The sequence below is a fragment of the Bacillus sp. KNSH39 genome (assembly GCF_052656585.1).
Map to the genome: position 1 here is coordinate 3809055 of NZ_JBQXYO010000001.1, position 21709 is coordinate 3830763.

A 21709-nucleotide genomic window follows, 5' to 3' on the forward strand; every position below is an offset into this window, starting at 1 on the left:
ACCTCTTTCGATTTGGTACCTTTATTGTATAGAATATAACCGCCTAAGTAAGCGTTTACATAACAGAACGTCAAATATACAGAATCAGTTACAAATATAAAAGGATGAAATACAAAAGCTGCTCCTTAAATACGAAGCAGCTTCTTGAGTTCTTTTGCATATGTACGACTAACAGGTACTTTTGATCCTTCTTTCATAATTAAATTATAAGTAGAGTTAAACCATGGCTGAATTTCAGTAATATGATTAATATTTGCAATAAAGCTACGATGAACACGCATGAAACTTACTTGCGGCAACTTCTTTTCCAAAATCACAAGTGTATCGTGTGTTACATATGTTTCCCTCATTGTTTTTACTGTCACTTTTCCGTCCACAAGTCCTACATATACAATATCTTCAATATTAACAAGTACGATTGATTCTTCAATTGGTAATGCTAATTTATGCATCTCTACTGTTACATCTGTCCCCTTTATTTCGTGCTTCGTTTCTATTTGCGATTGTTTTTGTTTTTTATACTTCTTTAATGTCTGCACAATACGCTCTTCATCAAATGGTTTTAAAATGTAGTCTAACGCATCTACTTCAAATGCTTGCAGTGCATATTGATCATAGGCAGTAGCAAATACAATTGCAGGTGGATTTTTCATCTTCTTTAATATATTGGCGATTTCAAATCCGTTATCATCGGATAATTGAATATCTAAAAACACAATATCTGGTCTACTTTGCATTAGTTCTTCTAATGCGTCTTCCACACAATCAGCCTCACCAATTATCTCAACTTCTTTCGTTCTCTCTAATAAATACTTTAGTTCATCACGTGCTAACATTTCATCGTCAACTACTAATACTTTTAACAATCTGTTCTTCCTCCCCTACTTTTTTTGGAATAACAAAAGTAATCTCTGTCCCCTCATTTAATTCACTTTCGATATGAAGCATCGTTTCTTTTCCAAATAATCCAATAAGACGTTCATTAATATTATATAAAGCTGTTCCAGTCCCTTTCTTTGACGAAACTACCATCTTTCCTAATTGTTCTAAACGTTCTTCCTCAATTCCCTGTCCATTATCTTTTACTTCAAAATGAACCATACCCTCTTTTTCAAAAACATGCACTTCTACTTCACATACTGGTTGCTTCTTCGGAAAAGCGTGTCGCAATGCATTTTCAACCAATAGTTGAAGAACAAATGGTGGTACTAAAGTTGTCTTTAGCTCGTCCTCAATATACATCTTTACCTCATACTTATTTGGGAACCTTGCTTGTTCTAAGGATAGATATGCCTGTACATGGTTTAATTCTTGTTCTAGTGGAATCAATAACTGACGTGCCCCTTGCAAATTACATCGGAAATATACGCTAAGCTGTAATAATAACTTCCTTGCTTTTTCTACATCTGTTCGGCATAAAGCTGATACTGTATTAATCGCATTAAATAAAAAGTGCGGGTTAATTTGCGCTTGTAATGCTTTTATCTCCGCATCTTGAAGTAATTTACTTTGCAACTCAGCTTCTCCTAACTCTAACTGCGTGGAGAATATTTTTGCTAACCCTTCTGCTAATTCTTCTTCAACGCGACTTAACTGGTTAGGATTTTTAAAATACAGTTTTAATGTCCCTATCGTATTTCCATGCGAAGTTAGTGGAATAACAATCGCCGCTTGCAAAGGGCATCCTTCATGTTGACAATTAATGACCTCACGTGATTTTGCTTTCATTATTTGCCCTGTATGTAAAACTTCTTTCGACAAACCAGTTATTAAACTATGTGAAGGAATATGGTGATCTGATGCTAATCCAACATGAGCTAATATTTTCTCTGTATCTGTTAAGGATACCGCATCTGTTCCTGTAAAACGGTGAATAATTTGTGCCACATGCTTACATGATTCTTCTGTTAAGCCTTGGCGAAAATATGGTAACGTTTTATCTGCAATACGTAATACCTTATGAGTCTGAAGTGCCTTTGCGTTCTCTTCCTGACGCAAAATAGCTTGTATCATAGAAAGTAAAATAAAACTTCCAAAACTATTTACAAGGATCATTGGTATCGCAATTGTTTTCACAATGCTCATTCCATCCTCTACAATTAATAGGATCATAATCATTTCTAAAGAAACGATAAAAACACTTAAAATCGCTGAAAACTTAGGAGTAATTGTACGATTATACTTTTTGAAAATGTATCCAATATACCCCGTTATAACACCTGCTAAAATTGACGAGATTGCACAACTTAGAGCTGTCGTCCCTCCAAGCATATAACGGTGAATACCAGCAATTGATCCTACCCCAATTCCGACGATAGGACCACCAAGCAATCCACTAATTCCAACACCCATAATACGTGTATTCGCAATGGTACTCGATGATGAAACACCTTGTAACCAATTTTCATTCATAATCGTATTTCCTGCTATTTCAATCCCAGTGTAATTGCTTACAATTGTAAATACCGAAAAAATACAAATAAGCTTAAGCTTATCTACATAGCCATCCTGTTTATGAAGGAGGCGTCTGAAAGTTTTAATATGAGAGAGTAAAAATCCTAAAATAACTATAAGTCCGACTCGTTCAATCATCATGAGTACTAAATTTAGCATCTTTGATTCATTCCTTTTTATTTAGTTAGTTTTATTATGGAAAAATAATGAAGTCGGCGTCAAGAAGAACGAAATGTTTTTTGAAATATTTTACACATAATAACTTCCTCTTTATTTGACAATACATATAGAAGAGTGCTAAAAATAAAGTAATATAATACAGTCCTTTAACCCAACCCCGTGAGGTTGAGAAGGAAGTCGGAATACAATATACGTATGTTCTTTTCTTGGGGATACGTATGCTTTTTGGGCCTTCTCATCATATCAGGTGAGAAGGCCTTTTGTTATTCTTCCATAGCGACTGTAGAAAATAAGGAGGAGTAATAATGAACGTCACTACTGATGTACAACAAACAACAGAGGAGACAAAAGCGAAAAGATATAAAACATTATTTGGTTCTGCGCTAGGATATGCAGCAGAAGGTTTAGATATGTTGCTATTATCGTTCGTACTTGTCTATATTTTAAAAGAGTTTCACTTAAGTCCTGTTGAAGGTGGAAACTTAACTTTAGCTACCACAATAGGAATGTTAATTGGTTCTTATTTATTTGGATTTATTGCTGATTTATTTGGCCGTATTCGTACAATGGCCTTCACAATCTTACTGTTTTCACTAGCAACCGCACTCATTTATTTCGCAACAGACTACTGGCAATTATTAATTCTGCGCTTTTTAGTTGGAATGGGAGTTGGTGGTGAATTCGGAATCGGAATGGCCATCGTAACAGAAACATGGTCTAAAGAAATGCGCGCTAAAGCGACATCTGTTGTTGCACTTGGATGGCAATTTGGTGTACTGATTGCTTCACTCCTTCCAGCATTTATTGTCCCACACTTTGGATGGAGAGCCGTTTTCTTATTTGGATTAATTCCAGCTTTACTAGCTGTCTATGTCCGTAAAAGTTTAAGTGAACCGAAAATATGGGAGCAAAAACAACGCTACAAAAAGGAGCTATTGCAAAAAGAAGCTGCAGGTAAATTAACAACTACTGAAGCAGAACAACTAAAACATATAAAAAAATTTCCACTTCGAAAGTTATTTGCCAATAAAAAAGTAACAATTACAACAATTGGTCTTATTATTATGTCGTTCATCCAAAACTTCGGATATTACGGAATCTTCACATGGATGCCCACTATTTTAGCAAATAAATATAACTATACATTAGCAAAAGCAAGTGGCTGGATGTTCATTTCTACCATCGGTATGCTAATTGGAATTGCAATCTTTGGTATTCTAGCTGATAAAATTGGTCGACGTAAAACTTTTGCAATCTATTATATTGGCGGTACAGTATACTGTCTCATTTACTTCTTCTTATTCACAGATTCAACATTATTATTATGGGGAAGTGCATTGCTTGGATTCTTTGCAAATGGAATGATGGGAGGATTTGGAGCAATTTTAGCTGAAAACTATCCTGCTGAAGCTCGCTCTACCGCCGAAAACTTTATTTTCGGTACAGGACGTGGACTAGCTGGATTTGGGCCTGTTATTATTGGCTTACTTGCTACAGGTGGCAACCTACTTGGAGCATTGTCCTTGATTTTTATCATCTACCCAATCGGGTTAATTACAATGCTACTATGTGTACCAGAAACAAAGGGAAAAGTATTAGATTAAACGTAAAAGAGGAAGCATCTCATTTAAGATGCTTCCTCTTTTACGTTTTTATTTATTTTGATTTACTAGCCTTCTGAAATAAGAATGCAGTTTTATCTTCTTCTTTTACAATACCTTGTTTTAATGCTAATTCTCCCGCAACTTTAGGCGCTAACCATAGCATTGGGAATAACAAAATTGATACCGGAACTGCCGTCACCACGATAAACGATTGTAGCGCATTAATACTTCCTTCACCCATATATAAAAGAATTGCTGCAACTGCGCCCATAATAAGCGACCAAAAAATTCGCAAACTAATTCTAGGATCTCCGTCTCCAGTCACTGCCATTGAAATGGAATACGCCATTGAATCTCCTGTTGTCACTACAAATAAAATTGTTAATAAAAGAAATGCTGGTCCAATAATATTAGAAAGTGGCAATTGCCCTGTAATTGCAATCATAGCTGCCGGCATACCAGATTCACTTAATGCGTCCGAGATAGACCCAGGATTCATCAACTCATAAAACACGCCTGATCCACCTAATATAGTAAACCAAAATGTTGTAATAATAGGTGCGATAATTCCAATTGCAACGATGATTTCTCGAATCGTTCTCCCTCTTGAAATTCGACTCACTAAAATTGCCATCATTGGTCCGTATCCAATAAACCATCCCCAGAAAAAGATTGTCCAAGATCCTAACCAACTTGTATCACCACGGTATGTGCTCATCGGTATAAACTCATTTACATAAAATCCAAACGAAGAAACAAACGAATCAATAATAAATCCACCTGGCCCAAATAGTAATATGAATGCCATTAACACAATTGCTAATCTAACATTTAAATTACTTATAATTTGAATCCCTTTATCAATACCTGTTACTGCCGATATGGTAGACACGGCCACCACACAAACAATAATTGCTAATTGAGTAGTAAACACATCAGAAATTCCAAATAATTCTTGTAATCCATAACTTGCTTGTAAACCTAAAAATCCAATTGGGCCAATTGTACCTGCAGCTACTGCAATAATTGCAGCTGCATCAATTATCGTTCCAAGCAGGCTCTTTCTTAATTTTTCCCCAAAAATAGGATATAAAAGTGTTCGAGGTTTTAGCGGCATATCTTTATGATAATGTCCATACATCATAACTACCGCACTAATTGTACCTAAAATCGTCCATGCTAAAAATCCCCAATGCATATAACTTTGTGCTAAAGCAGGCATGACTGCTTCTTTCGTTCCAGCAGATATACCATCATGTATTGGTGGCACCGTCATCAAATGATACATTGGCTCTGCTGCTGCCCAAAAAACGCCACCTCCAGCAAGTAATGTAGACATAATAATAGCAAGCCATTTTGCCGTACTAATCTCAGGTTTTTCTAATCCCCCAAGCTTAACTCTCCCATATTTGGAGAAAGCCATACACATCGCAACAATAAATGTACCTAATAATAAAACTTGCCAGAAGGCACCGAAATATTTAATTGAAAAAGCGAAACTTTTATTAATCGCACTCTCTACATAATCCTTGTTCAAAAAAACTGCAATTACAAATAATAAAAGTGAACCACCACTAATAATAAATACAGGCCAATCAGTTTTTCGACTCTTCATCCTCATTTATACTTCCTCCTTCCTCAGCAATCTAAAAAAACAACTTTATTATGTTTTATTGTTTAAACCTAAAACATAATAATTATATATGCATAACATTTTATCGACTTCCCACATACTTATGTTGTCCCTAAAAATATGCCAAATCCCTTATTAAAAAGAAAAATTCTCTTCCTCTTACATAAAAAAGCAAAACAAAAGACCTTATATTTCTATAAGGTCTTCGAAACAGAAATTTGATTATAACATAAGGTACTCCATGGTTCAAAAAGCCTCTTCCAAAAATAACCGAGAGTAAAGGCTTCCATTTGCTACATAACAGTAATTAAAAAAAATATATTTTGCAGAAAAAAACTGCACTAAATATTATTTATGAAAGAAATTTGGCTTCAAAATTTCATTCGGATACGGTTTATGATAAATGTGAGTGGTAGCTGGAGATAATGGCGGAATAAGCCATACCCAATTACCTGTTACAACACGACCACAAGCAGCTTCTTGCTTCTCAAATTGCTGAAATTGTTGTGCAGCAGTATGGTGATCAACAATACTAACCCCTTGTTTTTTAAAGGAGTGTAGTACGGCAATATTCAACTCAATTAGCGCCTTATCTTTCCATAAGGTACCGTTTCTCGATGTATCTAAATCCATCATCTCCGCAACAGCCGGAAGTAAATTATAACGATCATGATCTGCTAAGTTGCGCGCCCCAATTTCTGTTCCCATATACCATCCATTGAACGGAGCGGCTGTATAAGAAATACCGCCAATTTCTAAACGCATATCTGAAATCATTGGAACACCATACCATTTTACTCCAAGTGATGAAATAGGGTATTCTGGGTGTTCAATTGGCACTTCCTTTACTTCTTCTCTCGGAATTTCTTTATATGTAGGCGCCTTCCCGTTTATAGAGAACACAAGTGGCAATACATCGAAATTCGTACCTTCTCCTTGCCAACCAAGCCCCTGACAAAGGTCCGTAAATGTAGCGGAATGAGAATCACCAATCACTCCCGTTTCTGTTTTATATCCTGCATATCGAATCAATTGGTGATTATAAATTCTTATATTATTTTCTTCACCTTGATATTGCTTAAAAATCGTAATGGTTGGTTTAACTTTCCCGTCGTTCGTTGCATATTTAATATGATGAATTAATGCATTATATACACCCTCTTCATCATTTACTTCGCGCGCATCTAATATGTGCATCTTACTCCAAAATAGTCTTCCAATACATCTATTACTGTTACGCCATGCCATTCGTGAACCATGAACAAGTTCTTCAAATGTATGCTCATATGTCCCTGTCTTCTCTATCTCAATTTGAATTTCTTTTATACGTTCTTCTATCAATTGTTCTTTATGAAGCTCCTTATAACAAATCGTAATAAAATTACTTGCTTCCTCTATTAATTGTTTCGTTTTACTCATAAACAATCTCCTTCTATTTCAACAAAACCCTGCTACTTTACAGTATAAGCAAAAAGGATAGGAGTCACAAATGAAAGTGAGAGTGTTACTTTTATTGTAATATTTTTCAGAAAATTAATGGATTTACTATTGACTTATATGGAAAATGGGTGTATTTTTGACTCAGGTAAAGTATTTTTACCTAGACCAACTTTTTAAATAGAAAGGAGGTAATGTTATGTCTTCATTTCAATTGCCAAAGCTTTCATATGACTATGATGAACTAGAGCCACATATTGATAGCAATACACTTTCCATTCATCATGGAAAGCACCATGCGACATACGTAAACAATTTAAATGCTACTTTAGAAAATTATACTGAATTACATAATAAATCTTTAGAAGAATTGCTATGTAATTTAGATACTTTACCGAAGGAAATTGTTACAGCTGTACGAAATAACGGTGGCGGTCACTATTGTCATAGTCTTTTTTGGGAAGTGATGAGCCCACGAGGTGGCGGTGAGCCTAATGGAGACGTTGCAAAAGTAATTGATTATTATTTCAATACCTTTGACAACTTAAAAGATCAACTTTCCAAAGCAGCTATTAGTCGTTTTGGAAGTGGCTATGGATGGCTTGTTCTTGACGGTGAGGAACTCTCTGTTATGAGTACACCAAATCAAGATACACCTTTGCAAGAAGGGAAAATCCCCTTACTCGTAATTGATGTATGGGAGCATGCTTATTATTTAAAGTATCAAAATAGGCGCCCAGAGTTTGTTACCAACTGGTGGCATACAGTAAACTGGGACCAAGTAAACGAGAAGTATTTACAAGCAATACAATCAAAAAAACATTAGTCGTACGTATAAGGTAAATTTGGTAATGTAAAATCAGTATTGTCGAAATCCTCCAGAATCCCCCGGATTGCCACCGGGGGATTTATGATTACTTCATTGTATTTATATAATGTTTTAAAACATTTTTCATTTCTAGTTTCAGCTCTCGGAACAAAAATCCGAATTCACGAGCCTTTCCATTATGTAATGTACAGTTAGTTACCTCATTATAAGGAGCTATATTTTCCCCAGCTTTCTGAATGAGTGCTTTTATTCCTGTCTTCTCTTCTATGAAATGAATAATTTCTTCCGTAGAAACTACCCCGTTACTACAGGCGTTAATTGGCCCTTTCACATTTTCCATTCCGCACCAAGCTAGAAACTCTCCTGCCTCTTTTTCATGTATAAATGACAAAGTTCCATCTACATGATCCACAACGATAGGTTTTTGGTTCACAATACATTCAACGTAAAATTGTAACCTTTTCGTATAATCGTTTTCTCCAATAACAACTGGAAAACGAACTGCAACAACTGGGAATGTTGCTTGTTGAAATACAACGGCTTCAGCTAATCTCTTTCCTTCACCATAATTGAAGTCATTCCTATCTCCATACGCGATTGCATAATCGTACGGATTAAAGTCTTCTTCTGATAAGCTTAGGGCAGGTTCATAGACGGCCATTGAAGATGTCATAACATATTTCTTCGTTTTCCCTCGTAACACTTCACATGTTATCTTCGCTGCATTCGAGCTATAGCATAAATTATCGTATACAATATCATAACTTTTTCCTTCTAGACGCTTTTCTAGTAGCTTTCCATCTTCTCTATCAATAATTATTCTTTTTACTGTGCTACCAAAAGAATCTTCAGTAACTCCCCTCGTCGCAATCGTTACATCGTGCCCCTCTTGCAAAAGTGCTTCTACTAAATGTTTACCAAAAAATCTTGTTCCCCCTAGCACCAATACTTTTTTCAACTTCATCATCCCCATTTTAGCAAATTGTAAAATACTACCTCTCTATTATAAGTGCCAACATATAAAAAGCATGGAATTCGTTTAACGATTCCATGCTTTTCTACAGAAAATATATTAACGTACTCGATATTTATAAATACAATAACAGAAGTACAAAATAGAAATTACTGATACATAAACCCATAGTTCATATACAAATCCCTCTCCCCACACTCCCATAAAATAAAAGAGTGAAGGTAAAGTCAATGTTACCCATGATTGTACGAAGGCAATCCTTCCAAGATATTGATTAATGTTCTTCTTTTGTGTATTTAATACAAAGAATAAATACCAAAGTAATGCCCACATAAACCACGTTAACGCATTAACAACATCATGGAATTGAACAAATGAAACAACCATATAGAATAAGGCTATAATTGCTACCCAAATACAAAACCATCCTAGACCACTACTATCCATTCCTTTTATAAAAGTAACACCTACATATAAATAAGTTAATCCAAATAAGAAAGTAGCCGCATATGAATACACTGTCCAATTGCTTTGGTCAGAAATCATGATCAAATAAAACGGAATAATAATTTGTAGTGCACCCACAAATAAATTAAAAACACCCGCACTTTTCATCTCTGCTTTCCCTAATATAACAAGACTATTTAAAAATAAAGCTGCCCCTGAAAGTAATAATCCTACATAACCCATATATATTCGTGTGAAAATCTTTACCTTTCACACTTTTAACCTCCCCACACTATAAAGTGATACTTATATTATTTTTCTTCCCATTTAAAACTACATACATAATTTTTCATTCAAATAAGTCAGACCTCCTACCTCAAAAAGGAGCGAACTTAAAACGCTTTCAATAATAAATAATCCTATTAAAACATGAACTAGGATTCCTTGATTATAAACGGACTCTAGCAATGATACAAGTGTTGGAATACTTTTCAATAATACGCTTTCAATTTCTATAAAAAATTAATAAAATAATACATTCCTCTATCTCATTCTACTACCTTCTAGCATAAGATATTGTAAAATCACATCATTTAAAACAGCGAACGCTCTTTTCTAGGTTCGCTAATAAAATTAATAAAAAATGACCTCTTGCTTTTATGCAAAGGTCATTTTTTTATATACATCATTAAACTTCTAAATAGCCATTTTTATTATTTGATTGCCATTTCCAAGAATCTGCACACATTTCTTCTAATCCACGTGTTGCCTCCCAGCCTAATTCACGCTTTGCTTTCGATGCATCAGCAAAACATACTGCTACATCACCTGGGCGACGCTCTGTAATTTTATAAGGAACTTTCTTGCCCGAAACTTTTTCAAACGCTTCAACCATCTCTAGTACACTATAGCCCATACCTGTGCCCAGGTTATAAGCATCTACTCCCGTTGTACTCAATACTTTCTCAAGCGCCTTTACATGACCATTTGCTAAGTCCACAACATGGATGTAATCACGGACTCCTGTTCCATCTTTCGTTGGATAGTCATTTCCGAATACGCTTAATTCTTTTAACTTACCTACCGCTACTTGCGTTACATATGGCATTAAGTTATTTGGGATTCCATTTGGATCTTCTCCGATACGCCCACTTTCGTGTGCACCAAATGGATTGAAATAGCGAAGTAATGCGATACTCCATTCTGCATCTGCAAATGCTACATCACGCATAATTTGCTCAATCATTAATTTCGTTTGACCATATGGATTTGTTGCACTTAATGGAAACTCCTCCGTAATCGGTGACGTTTCCGGGATACCATATACAGTTGCAGATGAACTAAAGATTATCTTCTTTACATTATGTTTCTGCATTACTTCACATAGCACTAACGTGCTTGTAATGTTGTTATGATAATATGTTAATGGAATCGCTACTGACTCCCCTACAGCTTTAAATCCTGCAAAGTGAATAACTGCTTCAATTGCATTTTCTTCAAAAATTGCGTCAAGCGCTTCGCGATTTAAAACATCTTCTTTATAAAACTTAAATTGTTTTCCTGTTATTTCTTTCACTCGATTTATAGATTCTACCGAGCTATTCGAAAGATTATCCACTACTATAACTTCGTAACCGCTATTTAGTAATTCTACACATGTATGACTACCAATATATCCTGCTCCACCTGTTACAAGTATTGCCATAATTATAGTCCTCCATATTTCATTCATTATAAACTTCTCAAAGTATATCACATATTTCTTATCCTATGTTTAACATGCGAACACAGAAACTTACATTTTATCCCATAATAAATTTATAACATATACGATTCTAATCAGGTAATAAAAAAACGCCACATAATTTTTATTATGTGGCGTTTTTTTATTAAATTACATAACAATATACACTTAGAAAATGCGCAAGACTACCTAATAATACAAAAACATGAAAAATTTCATGATGCCCCATATATTTAAACTCTAACCATTTTGGCTTTGTTCCATAAATAAATCCACCAATTGTATAAAAAATGCCCCCAAGTACTAAGAAAATAATGCCTCCTGTACTTAAATTCTCAGCTAACGGTGCAAAGAATAACACAATTAACCAACCCATCGTAATATAAATTGCTGTCGATAACCATCTTGGACAATTAAACCAAAACATTTTAAATACAATGCCACAAATCGCAGTTGCATAGACTAAACAAAATAATAGTAAACCACTTGCTGAATTTAATGTAATTAAGCAAAAGGGTGCATATGTACCTGCAATTAATATAAAAATCATAGAATGATCTAGCTTCCTAAAGAAGTAAATAACACGTTCATTGGCCACAACACTATGATACACAGCTGACGCCGTATAAAGGACCATCATTCCAATACCAAACAAAATAACAGCTGTAATTGCAGCAAATGATGGCATCTTGATAGAAACTTTCACAAGCATAGCTAATAAGGCAATAAATGATAATATTGCTCCACCTAAGTGAGTAAATGCATTAACCGGTTCCCTTACATAAGTATTCATAATAACACCCCTCATATAATTACATGTAGTTTTGATAACTACATGTAATTATATACACATTTCTTTTTAAGGTCAACATTTACAATTCATTTGTTTCGTAATACCATATTTAAAGATATATTAAACATTAAGTTCCACTAAGTTATAAAAGTGAGGGATTCTACGTGGAAAATATAAATGAATTACTTGAGACATTGCATTTAGAAAAAAACATTAAACTTGAGGATATTCCAAATGTTGACTTATATGTAGATCAAGTTGTTCAACTATTTGAGAATACTTATGCAGATACAACGAGAACTGATGATGAAAAAGTATTAACTAAAACCATGATTAATAATTACGCAAAAGGAAAACTATTCATCCCCATCAAAAATAAAAAGTATTCAAAAGAGCATATGATTTTAATTAGCCTAATTTATCAATTAAAGGGAGCTCTCTCCATTAACGATATAAAAAGTTCATTAGAAACTATAAATGACTCCTTATTAAATGATGATTCATTCGAATTAAATACGTTATACAAAAATTATCTTGCTCTTACTGAAAGCAATGTCGAAAGCTTTAAACAAGACGTAAATAACCGTGTTACAGAAGTAAATGAGATTTCTTCCTTAGAAGATACAAAGCTAGAAAAATTTCTACTACTAACATCCTTCGTGACTATGAGTAATATGTATAGACGTTTAGCGGAGCAACTAGTGGATGATTTAAAAGAATCATAAATAAAAAACTATCCACCTATTAAAGTGGATAGTTTTTTATTTACTTAATTGCTTCATGAACTTTTAGTTGTTTCCCTTTAATCGTTGTAGTCTTCATGACTTTCAAGACGAGTGGTCCTTTTCCATTTAATATTTCAACATAAGAAACATTATCTTGTATCGTAATAATACCTATATCTTCTGCTGTAACACCTTTAATTTTAGCAATTGTACCGACGAAATCTACCGCCCTAATTTTCTTTTTCTTCCCGCCATTAAAGTACAGCTTCATAATGCCTTTGTTGATGTCTGCATTTTTATCTTTCTTTATAATTGGTTTAGCATGTATCTTTTCTTCAAATGCAGCTTTCTCTTTCATAACTTCTTCTTTTGAAGGTCCAATTGCCTTTGGAATTTCAAATCCAATATACTCCTCAATCTCTTCTAAAAATCTATTTTCATATGGTGTTATAAATGTAATAGCTTTTCCACTATTTCCAGCTCGTCCCGTTCTTCCAGTACGATGTACATAGCTTTCTTTTTCAAGTGGAATATCATAATTAATAACATGTGTAATATTATCAATATCAATTCCTCTCGCAGCTACATCTGTTGCTACTAAATAACGGAATTTTCCTTTTCTAAAATCATCCATGACTTCAAAACGATCTTCTTGTACCATACCACCATGTATTTTGTCACAGGGATAGTTAGCTCGTTTTAATTGTCTATATACATGATCTACATTTTCTTGTGTACGGCAGAAAATAATACAGCTATCAGGATTCTCAATCGTTGTTACATCTTTAAGTAGTGAAAGCTTCTCGTCTTCTATCACCTCAAAAAGAGTATGTTCAATTTTATCCGTCGTAATCCCAGCCGCTTTAATTTCAATATGAGTTGGTGAATTCATATATGTACGAGACAATTTCTCAACATCTTCTGGAAGTGTTGCTGAAAATAACATCGTCATTCTTTTTGTAGGTAATTCATCAATAATTGCCTCTACTTGATCGATAAAGCCCATATTTAGCATCTCATCTGCTTCATCAATAACTAAATACTTCAAACACTCTAAAGAAAGGGTACCCTTCTCAATATGATCCAACACACGACCAGGAGTCCCAACTACAATATGTGTCTTTTGCTTTAATTCTAATTTTTGACGTGCAAATGGAGATTTCCCATAAACTGCCGCAGCCTTAATCCTTTTGAATCGACCTATATTTGTAATATCTTCTTTTACCTGTACCGCAAGCTCTCTCGTTGGTGTTAAAACTAATGCTTGTGGTTTATTCTCTTCCCACTCCACCATTTCACAAAGTGGAATACCAAATGAAGCTGTTTTTCCACTTCCAGTCTGGGACTTCACAACAAGATCCTTCTTTTGTAATGCAACTGGAATAACCTCACCTTGTACTTCTGTTGGATGATCATACCCTAACCCAGTAAGTGCCCTTACAATTTCCTTACTTAATTTATAATCAGAAAAACTTTTTTTACTCATATATTAACCTCATTTTATTCTGTATTATTTTCTTTTTTATCTTTTGTATACGTTACTATCACCCTACTTATTATACTTGAAACCTCACATAAAAGGTGAATCATGCCAGATTCATCTTTTTATATAGAAAAAAACCTTTTCATTTCATATATTGTTCAACTACTTGATAACATCTTTTGCTCGTATTGTTAGCATTAACCTTTTTATAGTATCCTACATCCAATCAAAAAAATAAAAAGAATACATACAACCTTGTATAATTATCTTAATTTTTCAACCCTTCCCATAAACGAACAATAAAAACAAAAAAATGTTTTAAATTCGTTTTTAACGTTTTTTTTCAGATGTAAAATCTACTTTTTTAAAAAATGTTAAGAAATCCTTTGACTTCTTAATAAAAATAATGTAAATTATCCTATGGACGAACATTTTTGATTAATAAAAATAAAACATTCGTATTTTAGGGGTGTAAATGATGGAAAACGTATTTGACTATGAAGATATTCAATTAATTCCTGCAAAATGTATTGTAAATAGCCGCTCTGAATGTGATACAACTGTCACTTTAGGAAAACATAAATTTAAATTACCTGTCGTGCCTGCAAATATGCAAACGATTATTGATGAAAGAATTGCAACTTATTTAGCTGAGAACAACTACTTTTATATCATGCATCGTTTCCAACCAGAGAAACGAATCTCATTCATTAGAGATATGCAATCACGTGGATTAATCGCTTCTATCAGCGTTGGTGTAAAAGAGGACGAATATGAATTCGTACAACAATTAGCTGCTGAGCAACTTACACCTGAATATATCACGATTGATATCGCACACGGTCATTCTAATGCTGTGATCAACATGATTCAACATATTAAAAAACATTTACCAGAGAGCTTCGTTATCGCTGGAAACGTTGGAACTCCAGAAGCGGTAAGAGAATTAGAAAATGCTGGTGCCGATGCAACAAAAGTTGGTATTGGACCTGGTAAAGTTTGTATTACTAAAATTAAAACAGGCTTCGGAACTGGTGGTTGGCAGCTAGCTGCACTTCGCTGGTGTGCAAAAGCTGCAAGTAAGCCAATTATCGCTGATGGTGGTATTCGTACACACGGCGACGTAGCTAAATCTATTCGCTTTGGGGCAACTATGGTCATGATCGGTTCTCTATTCGCTGGTCACGAAGAGTCTCCAGGGGAAACAATTGAAAGAGATGGGAAACTTTATAAAGAATACTTCGGTTCTGCTTCTGAATTCCAAAAGGGTGAGAAGAAAAACGTTGAAGGTAAGAAAATGTTCGTTGAGCATAAAGGTTCTTTAGAAGATACGTTAATCGAAATGGAACAAGATCTTCAATCTTCTATCTCTTACGCTGGCGGAACAAAATTAGACGCTATTCGTACTGTAGATTATGTTGTCGTGAAAAACTCGATTTTCAATGGTGACAAAGTATATTAATTCTTAAATTGACTCGAAGGACAAGCATTTTCATGCTTGTCCTTCTTTTTTGTATATGAAAATGTAAAACATTTTAATTTAACTGAATTTTCTAGTATCATGTGTTTAGATAGTCTTAATAAGGGGGAGATACGACTTGAAAAATGTAATAGAAAATCGCCTTAATCGCGCAGAGGTACCTGCTGAACTAACATGGGATTTATCCGATTTGTATAATTCTGATGCCGAATGGCATACTGCATTAAACGCATTGGAAAATGATATACAGAAACTTGATTCATTTAAAGGGCATTTACATACTAGCTCCCACACTTTATTAAATTGCCTACTTTTAGAAGAAGAGCTTTTAATGACGTTAACAAAACTGTACTCATATGCAAATTTAAAAGAAGCTACTGATCGTACAAATCCAAGTATTCAAGCGAACTCTTCCAAAATTTCTGCTTTATGGACGAAAGTACATACTGCACTATCCTTTATTCATAATGAAATCCTCTCATTCGACGAAGGAACAATTGAAAGATGTTTAACTGAAGAAACAAAACTCGAACCTTTCCGTAAATCTTTACTAGAAATACTACAAAAAAGACAGCACACACTCTCTCCTGAAACAGAAGAAGCACTTGCTGCACTTGGCGAAGTTCATAGTTCTCCATACAAAATTTACGGCATGACTAAATTGGCCGATATGGATTTCACTTCTATACAAGACGAACAAGGAAACGAACTTCCTGTTTCATTCTCATTATTTGAAAGCAGATATGAATTTTCTCCAAGCACATATATACGTCGAAAAGCATATTCATCATTTGTTTCCACACTAAAACGATATAAAAATACAATTGCCACAACATATGCTACTGAAGTAAAAAAACAAGTAACACTTTCTCGTTTACGTAAATATGAATCCGTTACTCATATGCTATTAGAACCACAAAAGGTTCCACTTGAAATGTATAACAACCAACTTGATATTATTTATAAAGAACTAGCACCTCATATGCGCCGTTTTGCAGATTTAAAAAAGAGAGTATTAGGACTCGATCAAATGCTTTTCTGTGACTTACATGCACCTTTAGATCCCGAATTTAATCCGGCGATTACTTATGAAGAAGCAGGCACGCTCATTCAAGATTCTTTAAAAGTATTAGGCGATGAATATAGTTCCATAATCCAAAAAGGATTCAAAGAAAGATGGGTAGATCTTGCAGATAACGTAGGCAAATCAACAGGGGCATTTTGCTCAAGTCCATACGGCTCTCATCCCTATATTTTAATTACATGGCAAAATACGATGCGTGGATGCTTTACATTAGCACATGAATTTGGACATGCTGGTCATTTCTATTTAGCAAATAAAAACCAACGTATCATGAACGTACGCCCATCTATGTACTTTGTTGAAGCACCATCAACCATGAATGAATTACTATTAGCTCAGCATTTACTAGCGACTACTGACGATAAGAGAATGCGCAGATGGGTCATTCTACAACTACTTGGCACATATTATCACAACTTTGTTACTCATTTACTTGAGGGTGAATATCAACGTAGAGTATATGCTCTAGCAGAAAAAGGACAGGCCCTTACAGCTACAACTTTAACTGAAATTAAAACAAATGTCCTTTCGACATTCTGGGGAGATTCTGTAGAAATCGATGAAGGTGCGGGCTTAACTTGGATGCGTCAGCCTCATTATTATATGGGTCTATATGCTTATACATATTCCGCAGGCCTCACTGCATCCACTGCAGTAGCTCAAATGATTAAAGAGGAAGGACAACCTGCTATTGATCGCTGGTTAGATGTGCTTCGTGCTGGTGGTACAATGAAACCACTTGAACTAATGAAACATGCCGGAGTAGATATGTCAAAACCAGATGCAATCCGTAAAGCTGTTTCTTACGTTGGTTCATTAATTGATGAATTAGAGCATTCTTATCAAGAATAAAAAAATAAGCCCTCGCTTTAATGAGGGCTTATTTCATATTTACTTCCCAAAACGTTTGCGATATCCACATTTCCTGCAAAGTTCTTCAACCGCAACTCTTTTCGAAAATCCATCGACAATGTTTGTTGCCCTTTCACCTTCAATAATGTTAGAAAATGAATCATTATTAATATTCCCAAGGTTAATAATCCCTTCACCATCTAAACAACAAGGAATAACTGTTCCATTCGCTAAAATACCCGCTTGATTACGAAGTCCATGACAGAATCCTTTCCCATCATCCTCTTCCTCATGTAATGCTGGCCACTGGAATTCATAGTCTTGATTAATAAAGACACGTTCTGCAATTTTTATACCTTTTCCTGGTGTAAGCTTCTCTTCAATTTGATAAGCTAGATCAAATTCATTTTCAATTATAGATAATAACTCTCTATTTTTCTGGATTTCAGCATTTGTTTTATTATCCTGAGTTAAATTCCATAACCTTAACGATACAATTAAATCTGATTGACTTGTCGCTTCCCTAATGAAGGAAAGTATACTCCTTACATAGCCCTCTTTATCTTGCGAACCTGGATGTCCATCAAAACTATGCAGTGAAAAATTCATTTGTCTTAACGCAGGCTTATTTAACAGCCTATGTCTTCTCTTATTAATTAACGTTCCGTTCGTTGTAATATTAACTTTAAATCCTTTTTCATGACTTAAGTCTAATAGTTGATCTATTTTCGGATGGAGCAACGGCTCACCCTTCACGTGCAAATAAATGTAGTCTGTGTGAGGTTTAATTTGGTCTAATCTTTTAGCAAAATCCTCCACAGAAATGAATTGCTTCTGCCTTTCCGTCGGCGGACAAAAGCTACACGCAAGATTACATACACTCGTAATCTCCAAGTAAAACTTCTTAAACTTCTTCACCTTTAATTCCTCACTTCTCTAACTACTTATACTTTTTCCTCTTCATATTACAGCATATTTTTATGGAAATAGAAACATACTTATTTTAGGAAATCTACACACCATCTAATAATATTTAAAAGACCATCGGTAATTTTTGTCCAATGGTCTTTTTATCCTTTTATATACAAAGAATAAATTTATTTATGATACGGCTCATCGTAACTATTCTAAATAAGGTTATTTTTTATTATTTTCATAATTAAATTTAACAAAAAAGGTAGTGCCTTCCGATCCTGTTTGAATTTCTATTTTTGCATTATGGCGGGCAGCAATGGCATAACATACACCTAACCCCAATCCAGTTCCATTATCTTTGGTCGTGTAAAACGGCGTACCCAGTTTCTCTAATACTTCAGACCTGATACCTTTTCCTTGATCCCGCACTGCAAGCACCACACAATTTTGACCTTCCTTGTAAGTGCTAATGGTTAGAACTTTCCCTGTATTCATCGCTTCTAAGCCATTACGATATAGATTCATTAATAATTGCCGTATCTCATTACGATTTAAAAGTAATTCTGGAATGTCATTTGTATCGACTTGAATATATTTATTTTGATTGTACGTATCAATCTTTATTAAAGGAATAATATCGCGGATAATTGAATTTAAATCTAACATCTGCAAATCCAATTTCCTTGTATTACCCATTGAGAGAAATTCAGTAATAATAGAATTGGCACGGTTAAGTTCTTCAATCATTAAATGAAAGTACTTATTATGTTTCTCATAGGTATTCTCTTCTTTTAATAACTGTAAAAATCCCAGTACTGTTGTCATTGGATTTCTAATTTCATGGCTGATACCTGCTGCCATTTGCCCTATTAAATCTATATTGGATAATCTTTTCAATTCCTGTTCATATTTCTTTTTTTCCGTTATGTTTTTAAAAATACAACAAATACCATCATCATATGGGTATGCAATAACTTCGTGCCAATATTCATCTGCAGTAGAAAGAAATTCGAAATGAACTGTAGTTCGCTCTGACATCGCACGATGAAATTCCTTATACATAACTGTTTCAATTTCACTCGGGAAAACATTCCATATATTCTTTCCTAATACATCTTTTGCTGTTTTTCTTTTCGGAAAATATTGGTGCTTATTTACGTACGTAAATTCCCATTTATTATTTAAAATAAAAAATCCATCCGTAATACATTCAATCACACTTGTAACTTTTTCATTAGCAGCAGCTAGCTCTCTCGTTCGCTCTTCCACTATGCTCTCTAGTTGATCCATATACAACAAATTCGAAAACGTAGGGGCTGTGGCATCAACGATAGATTTTGCTAGTTGAAGTTGGGAATCATCATAATTGTGAGCTTTTCCTTCTTTGCCAACGACTATTACCCCTAATACTTCTCCCATTGAAACCAATGGAATCATCAATAGACCCTTACTATCTATATTTTTTGTTTGAATAACCTCTTGGATCTTGGCTTCATAGCTTTTCTCTGTCCAATCCGCTTCTGTCCAATGACAGTCCTTACTTAATTTCGTTGTTTTAATTGTTGTTTTGTCTAGCGGATCTAGAAGATGAGCAGTCATATTTTTACTCTCTAAAATCTGTTCTAGGTAAAAAAAGCATTTATCAAAACTCTCCTGTATCGAGGAACACATCGATAAATCACGTGTAACATTTAGTAACAGTTGTTTCTCAGCAATAAGGTTTTCCTTTTGTTTTAAATTATTTGCGTTTTGAATTGCAACCGCAGCCATATTTACATAAGCTTCAACACTTTGAATTTCTGAATCTGTTAAGTTCATCGGAATTCCATAATCAAATAAAAAAACCAGACCAAATAAATCTTGCCCAAATGAGATAGGCAGAGCTAATAAGGACTTAATTTTGAATGCATTAACCGGTCTCGGATCTGGTCGATGATCCTTTGAGGTATCAGGAATATAGATGGTTCTTTTCGTTTCAATAACTTCTTTTGCCAGTAAGTCTATTTCAGGATCAATTACTTGAGTATCGAGCGTTACACCATTTATAGTCTCTGGTTTTCCTGCAAACCCTCTAAATGTTCCATCTTCCTGGGGTAAATAAATTCCAACAGCGTCGCACCTAACAATCTCCTCTGATATCGCCATTGTCACACGCTGCAATACGTCACGTAGTTCTAATTTCGTATTTATTATTTTTGTTATATTCGCGAGCCTAGAATATCTCGTCTGATCACTTACCATTCACATAGCCTCCAGTTATAGGCATAATAAAATAAATATGATAATATCAGTGTTTTATATAGAATACATCACTTATGATACGGTTCACCACGATTAATCCGAAACGCTCTATACACTTGCTCAAGCAACACTAATCGCATTAATTGGTGTGGCAATGTCATCTTTGAAAAAGAAAGAGATTCATTTGAACGCTTCATCACTTCTGAGCTTAGTCCAAGTGATCCACCAATTACAAATGCGACTTTACTCTTTCCGTATGTAGCAAGGCGATCTAGACTTATCGCGAATTCTTCTGATGACTTTTGCTTTCCTTCTATAGCTAATGCAATCACATGTGTGTCATCAGAAATTTTATCCAGTATACGTATACCTTCTTTTTCCTTTACAATTAACATTTCTGCTTCACTTAAATTTTCTGGCGCCTTTTCATCAGGCAATTCAATTACTTCTACTTTTGCGTATGCAGATAATCGTTTTAAGTATTCTGCTATACCTTGTTTCAAATATTTTTCTTTTAATTTCCCAATTGAAATAATCGAGATATTCACACGTATCCTCCACCTTACAAACATGTTATCCACAAAACTTATCCACATATCCACAAATACTACCCACATATTGTGTGAGAATCTGTGTTCGATACAACATATGTCGCCTCATTTTGACAAAATTCACATGTTTTTTTCTCTTTTTCCGAGTTATCCACATTGTTGATAACTGGCGCAACTTCACACTCATCCACAATGATATCTAACGCTAATTCAACATGCTCTAAACAACAAGGTAAATTCATTTTCTTCACCTCACTTTTCTACAATAGAAAACAGGAGGTAGG

The 21709-nt window shown here is 34.5% G+C and carries 18 protein-coding genes; 5 read left to right on the forward strand and 13 right to left on the reverse strand.

Features of this window, described 5'->3' with window-relative positions; all coding sequences use genetic code 11:
* Nucleotides 1–125: 125 nt before the first annotated feature.
* Both ACUL40_RS19430 and lytS read right to left on the reverse strand, forming a co-directional pair.
* Nucleotides 126–866, reverse strand: a complete 741-nt coding sequence (locus ACUL40_RS19430; protein WP_000921843.1) for a LytR/AlgR family response regulator transcription factor — start codon at nucleotides 864–866, stop codon at nucleotides 126–128.
* Nucleotides 844–2613, reverse strand: coding sequence for a two-component system sensor histidine kinase LytS (lytS, locus tag ACUL40_RS19435; protein WP_000933565.1), 1770 nt, complete (start codon nucleotides 2611–2613; stop codon nucleotides 844–846). The genes ACUL40_RS19430 and lytS overlap by 23 nt, the downstream gene beginning before the upstream one ends.
* Nucleotides 2614–2939: 326 nt before the next feature.
* Between lytS and ACUL40_RS19440 the strand changes: the two genes are divergently transcribed.
* On the forward strand, nucleotides 2940–4238 hold the full coding sequence (locus tag ACUL40_RS19440; RefSeq protein ID WP_001103412.1) for an MFS transporter: 1299 nt from the start codon (nucleotides 2940–2942) through the stop codon (nucleotides 4236–4238).
* A gap of 52 nt (nucleotides 4239–4290) precedes the next feature.
* On the opposite strand, the gene ACUL40_RS19445 is transcribed toward ACUL40_RS19440, so the two are convergent.
* Together ACUL40_RS19445 and ACUL40_RS19450 are read right to left on the reverse strand one after the other, a co-directional pair.
* Nucleotides 4291–5859 carry a BCCT family transporter gene (locus tag ACUL40_RS19445; RefSeq protein ID WP_001242442.1) on the reverse strand — a complete coding sequence of 523 codons (1569 nt, stop codon included), beginning with the start codon at nucleotides 5857–5859 and terminating at the stop codon, nucleotides 4291–4293.
* Nucleotides 5860–6219: 360 nt separating this feature from the next.
* A complete protein-coding gene (locus ACUL40_RS19450) occupies nucleotides 6220–7290 on the reverse strand; it encodes a nitric oxide synthase oxygenase (protein ID WP_221818497.1) in 1071 nt (356 codons plus the stop codon).
* A 217-nt stretch (nucleotides 7291–7507) separates the two neighbouring features.
* Here ACUL40_RS19450 and sodA point away from each other — a divergent pair, with 217 nt between their 5' ends.
* A complete protein-coding gene (gene sodA / locus ACUL40_RS19455) occupies nucleotides 7508–8134 on the forward strand; it encodes a superoxide dismutase [Mn] (protein WP_063538266.1) in 627 nt (208 codons plus the stop codon).
* A gap of 88 nt (nucleotides 8135–8222) precedes the next feature.
* Here the strand turns inward: sodA and ACUL40_RS19460 are convergent, their stop codons facing one another.
* The 4 genes from ACUL40_RS19460 to trhA all read right to left on the reverse strand — a co-directional run bounded on the left by ACUL40_RS19460 (nucleotide 8223) and on the right by trhA (nucleotide 12094).
* A complete protein-coding gene (locus ACUL40_RS19460) occupies nucleotides 8223–9110 on the reverse strand; it encodes an NAD-dependent epimerase/dehydratase family protein (RefSeq protein WP_017657607.1) in 888 nt (295 codons plus the stop codon).
* Nucleotides 9111–9209: 99 nt separating this feature from the next.
* Nucleotides 9210–9800: an AmiS/UreI family transporter gene (locus tag ACUL40_RS19465; RefSeq protein WP_000542569.1), complete on the reverse strand. Its 591-nt coding sequence runs from the start codon at nucleotides 9798–9800 to the stop codon at nucleotides 9210–9212.
* 445 nt (nucleotides 9801–10245) lie between these two features.
* Nucleotides 10246–11262 (reverse strand): UDP-glucose 4-epimerase GalE, encoded by a 1017-nt coding sequence (galE, locus tag ACUL40_RS19470; RefSeq protein WP_000996540.1) that lies wholly within the window; start codon nucleotides 11260–11262, stop codon nucleotides 10246–10248.
* A 184-nt stretch (nucleotides 11263–11446) separates the two neighbouring features.
* Nucleotides 11447–12094: a PAQR family membrane homeostasis protein TrhA gene (gene trhA / locus ACUL40_RS19475; RefSeq protein WP_001099728.1), complete on the reverse strand. Its 648-nt coding sequence runs from the start codon at nucleotides 12092–12094 to the stop codon at nucleotides 11447–11449.
* Nucleotides 12095–12258: 164 nt separating this feature from the next.
* Here trhA and ACUL40_RS19480 point away from each other — a divergent pair, with 164 nt between their 5' ends.
* Nucleotides 12259–12819 (forward strand): DUF1836 domain-containing protein, encoded by a 561-nt coding sequence (locus ACUL40_RS19480; protein ID WP_000427879.1) that lies wholly within the window; start codon nucleotides 12259–12261, stop codon nucleotides 12817–12819.
* Between the two features lie 40 nt (nucleotides 12820–12859).
* On the opposite strand, the gene dbpA is transcribed toward ACUL40_RS19480, so the two are convergent.
* Nucleotides 12860–14305: an ATP-dependent RNA helicase DbpA gene (dbpA, locus tag ACUL40_RS19485; protein WP_000039350.1), complete on the reverse strand. Its 1446-nt coding sequence runs from the start codon at nucleotides 14303–14305 to the stop codon at nucleotides 12860–12862.
* A 475-nt stretch (nucleotides 14306–14780) separates the two neighbouring features.
* Between dbpA and guaC the strand changes: the two genes are divergently transcribed.
* Both guaC and pepF read left to right on the forward strand, forming a co-directional pair.
* Nucleotides 14781–15764 (forward strand): GMP reductase, encoded by a 984-nt coding sequence (guaC, locus tag ACUL40_RS19490; RefSeq protein ID WP_000432447.1) that lies wholly within the window; start codon nucleotides 14781–14783, stop codon nucleotides 15762–15764.
* A 136-nt stretch (nucleotides 15765–15900) separates the two neighbouring features.
* Nucleotides 15901–17718: an oligoendopeptidase F gene (gene pepF / locus ACUL40_RS19495; RefSeq protein WP_445422767.1), complete on the forward strand. Its 1818-nt coding sequence runs from the start codon at nucleotides 15901–15903 to the stop codon at nucleotides 17716–17718.
* Nucleotides 17719–17757: 39 nt separating this feature from the next.
* Here pepF and ACUL40_RS19500 read toward each other — a convergent pair whose 3' ends face one another.
* From ACUL40_RS19500 to ACUL40_RS19515, 4 genes are all read right to left on the reverse strand, one after another.
* Nucleotides 17758–18636 (reverse strand): radical SAM/SPASM domain-containing protein, encoded by an 879-nt coding sequence (locus tag ACUL40_RS19500; RefSeq protein WP_000713630.1) that lies wholly within the window; start codon nucleotides 18634–18636, stop codon nucleotides 17758–17760.
* Between the two features lie 219 nt (nucleotides 18637–18855).
* Nucleotides 18856–20874: a GAF domain-containing sensor histidine kinase gene (locus tag ACUL40_RS19505; protein ID WP_445422766.1), complete on the reverse strand. Its 2019-nt coding sequence runs from the start codon at nucleotides 20872–20874 to the stop codon at nucleotides 18856–18858.
* A 68-nt stretch (nucleotides 20875–20942) separates the two neighbouring features.
* Complete coding sequence (gene rlmH / locus ACUL40_RS19510) at nucleotides 20943–21422, reverse strand: 23S rRNA (pseudouridine(1915)-N(3))-methyltransferase RlmH (RefSeq protein WP_001027000.1); 480 nt, start codon at nucleotides 21420–21422, stop codon at nucleotides 20943–20945.
* 59 nt (nucleotides 21423–21481) lie between these two features.
* A complete protein-coding gene (locus ACUL40_RS19515; RefSeq protein ID WP_001052827.1) occupies nucleotides 21482–21667 on the reverse strand; it encodes a CxxH/CxxC protein in 186 nt (61 codons plus the stop codon).
* Nucleotides 21668–21709 lie beyond the last annotated feature (42 nt).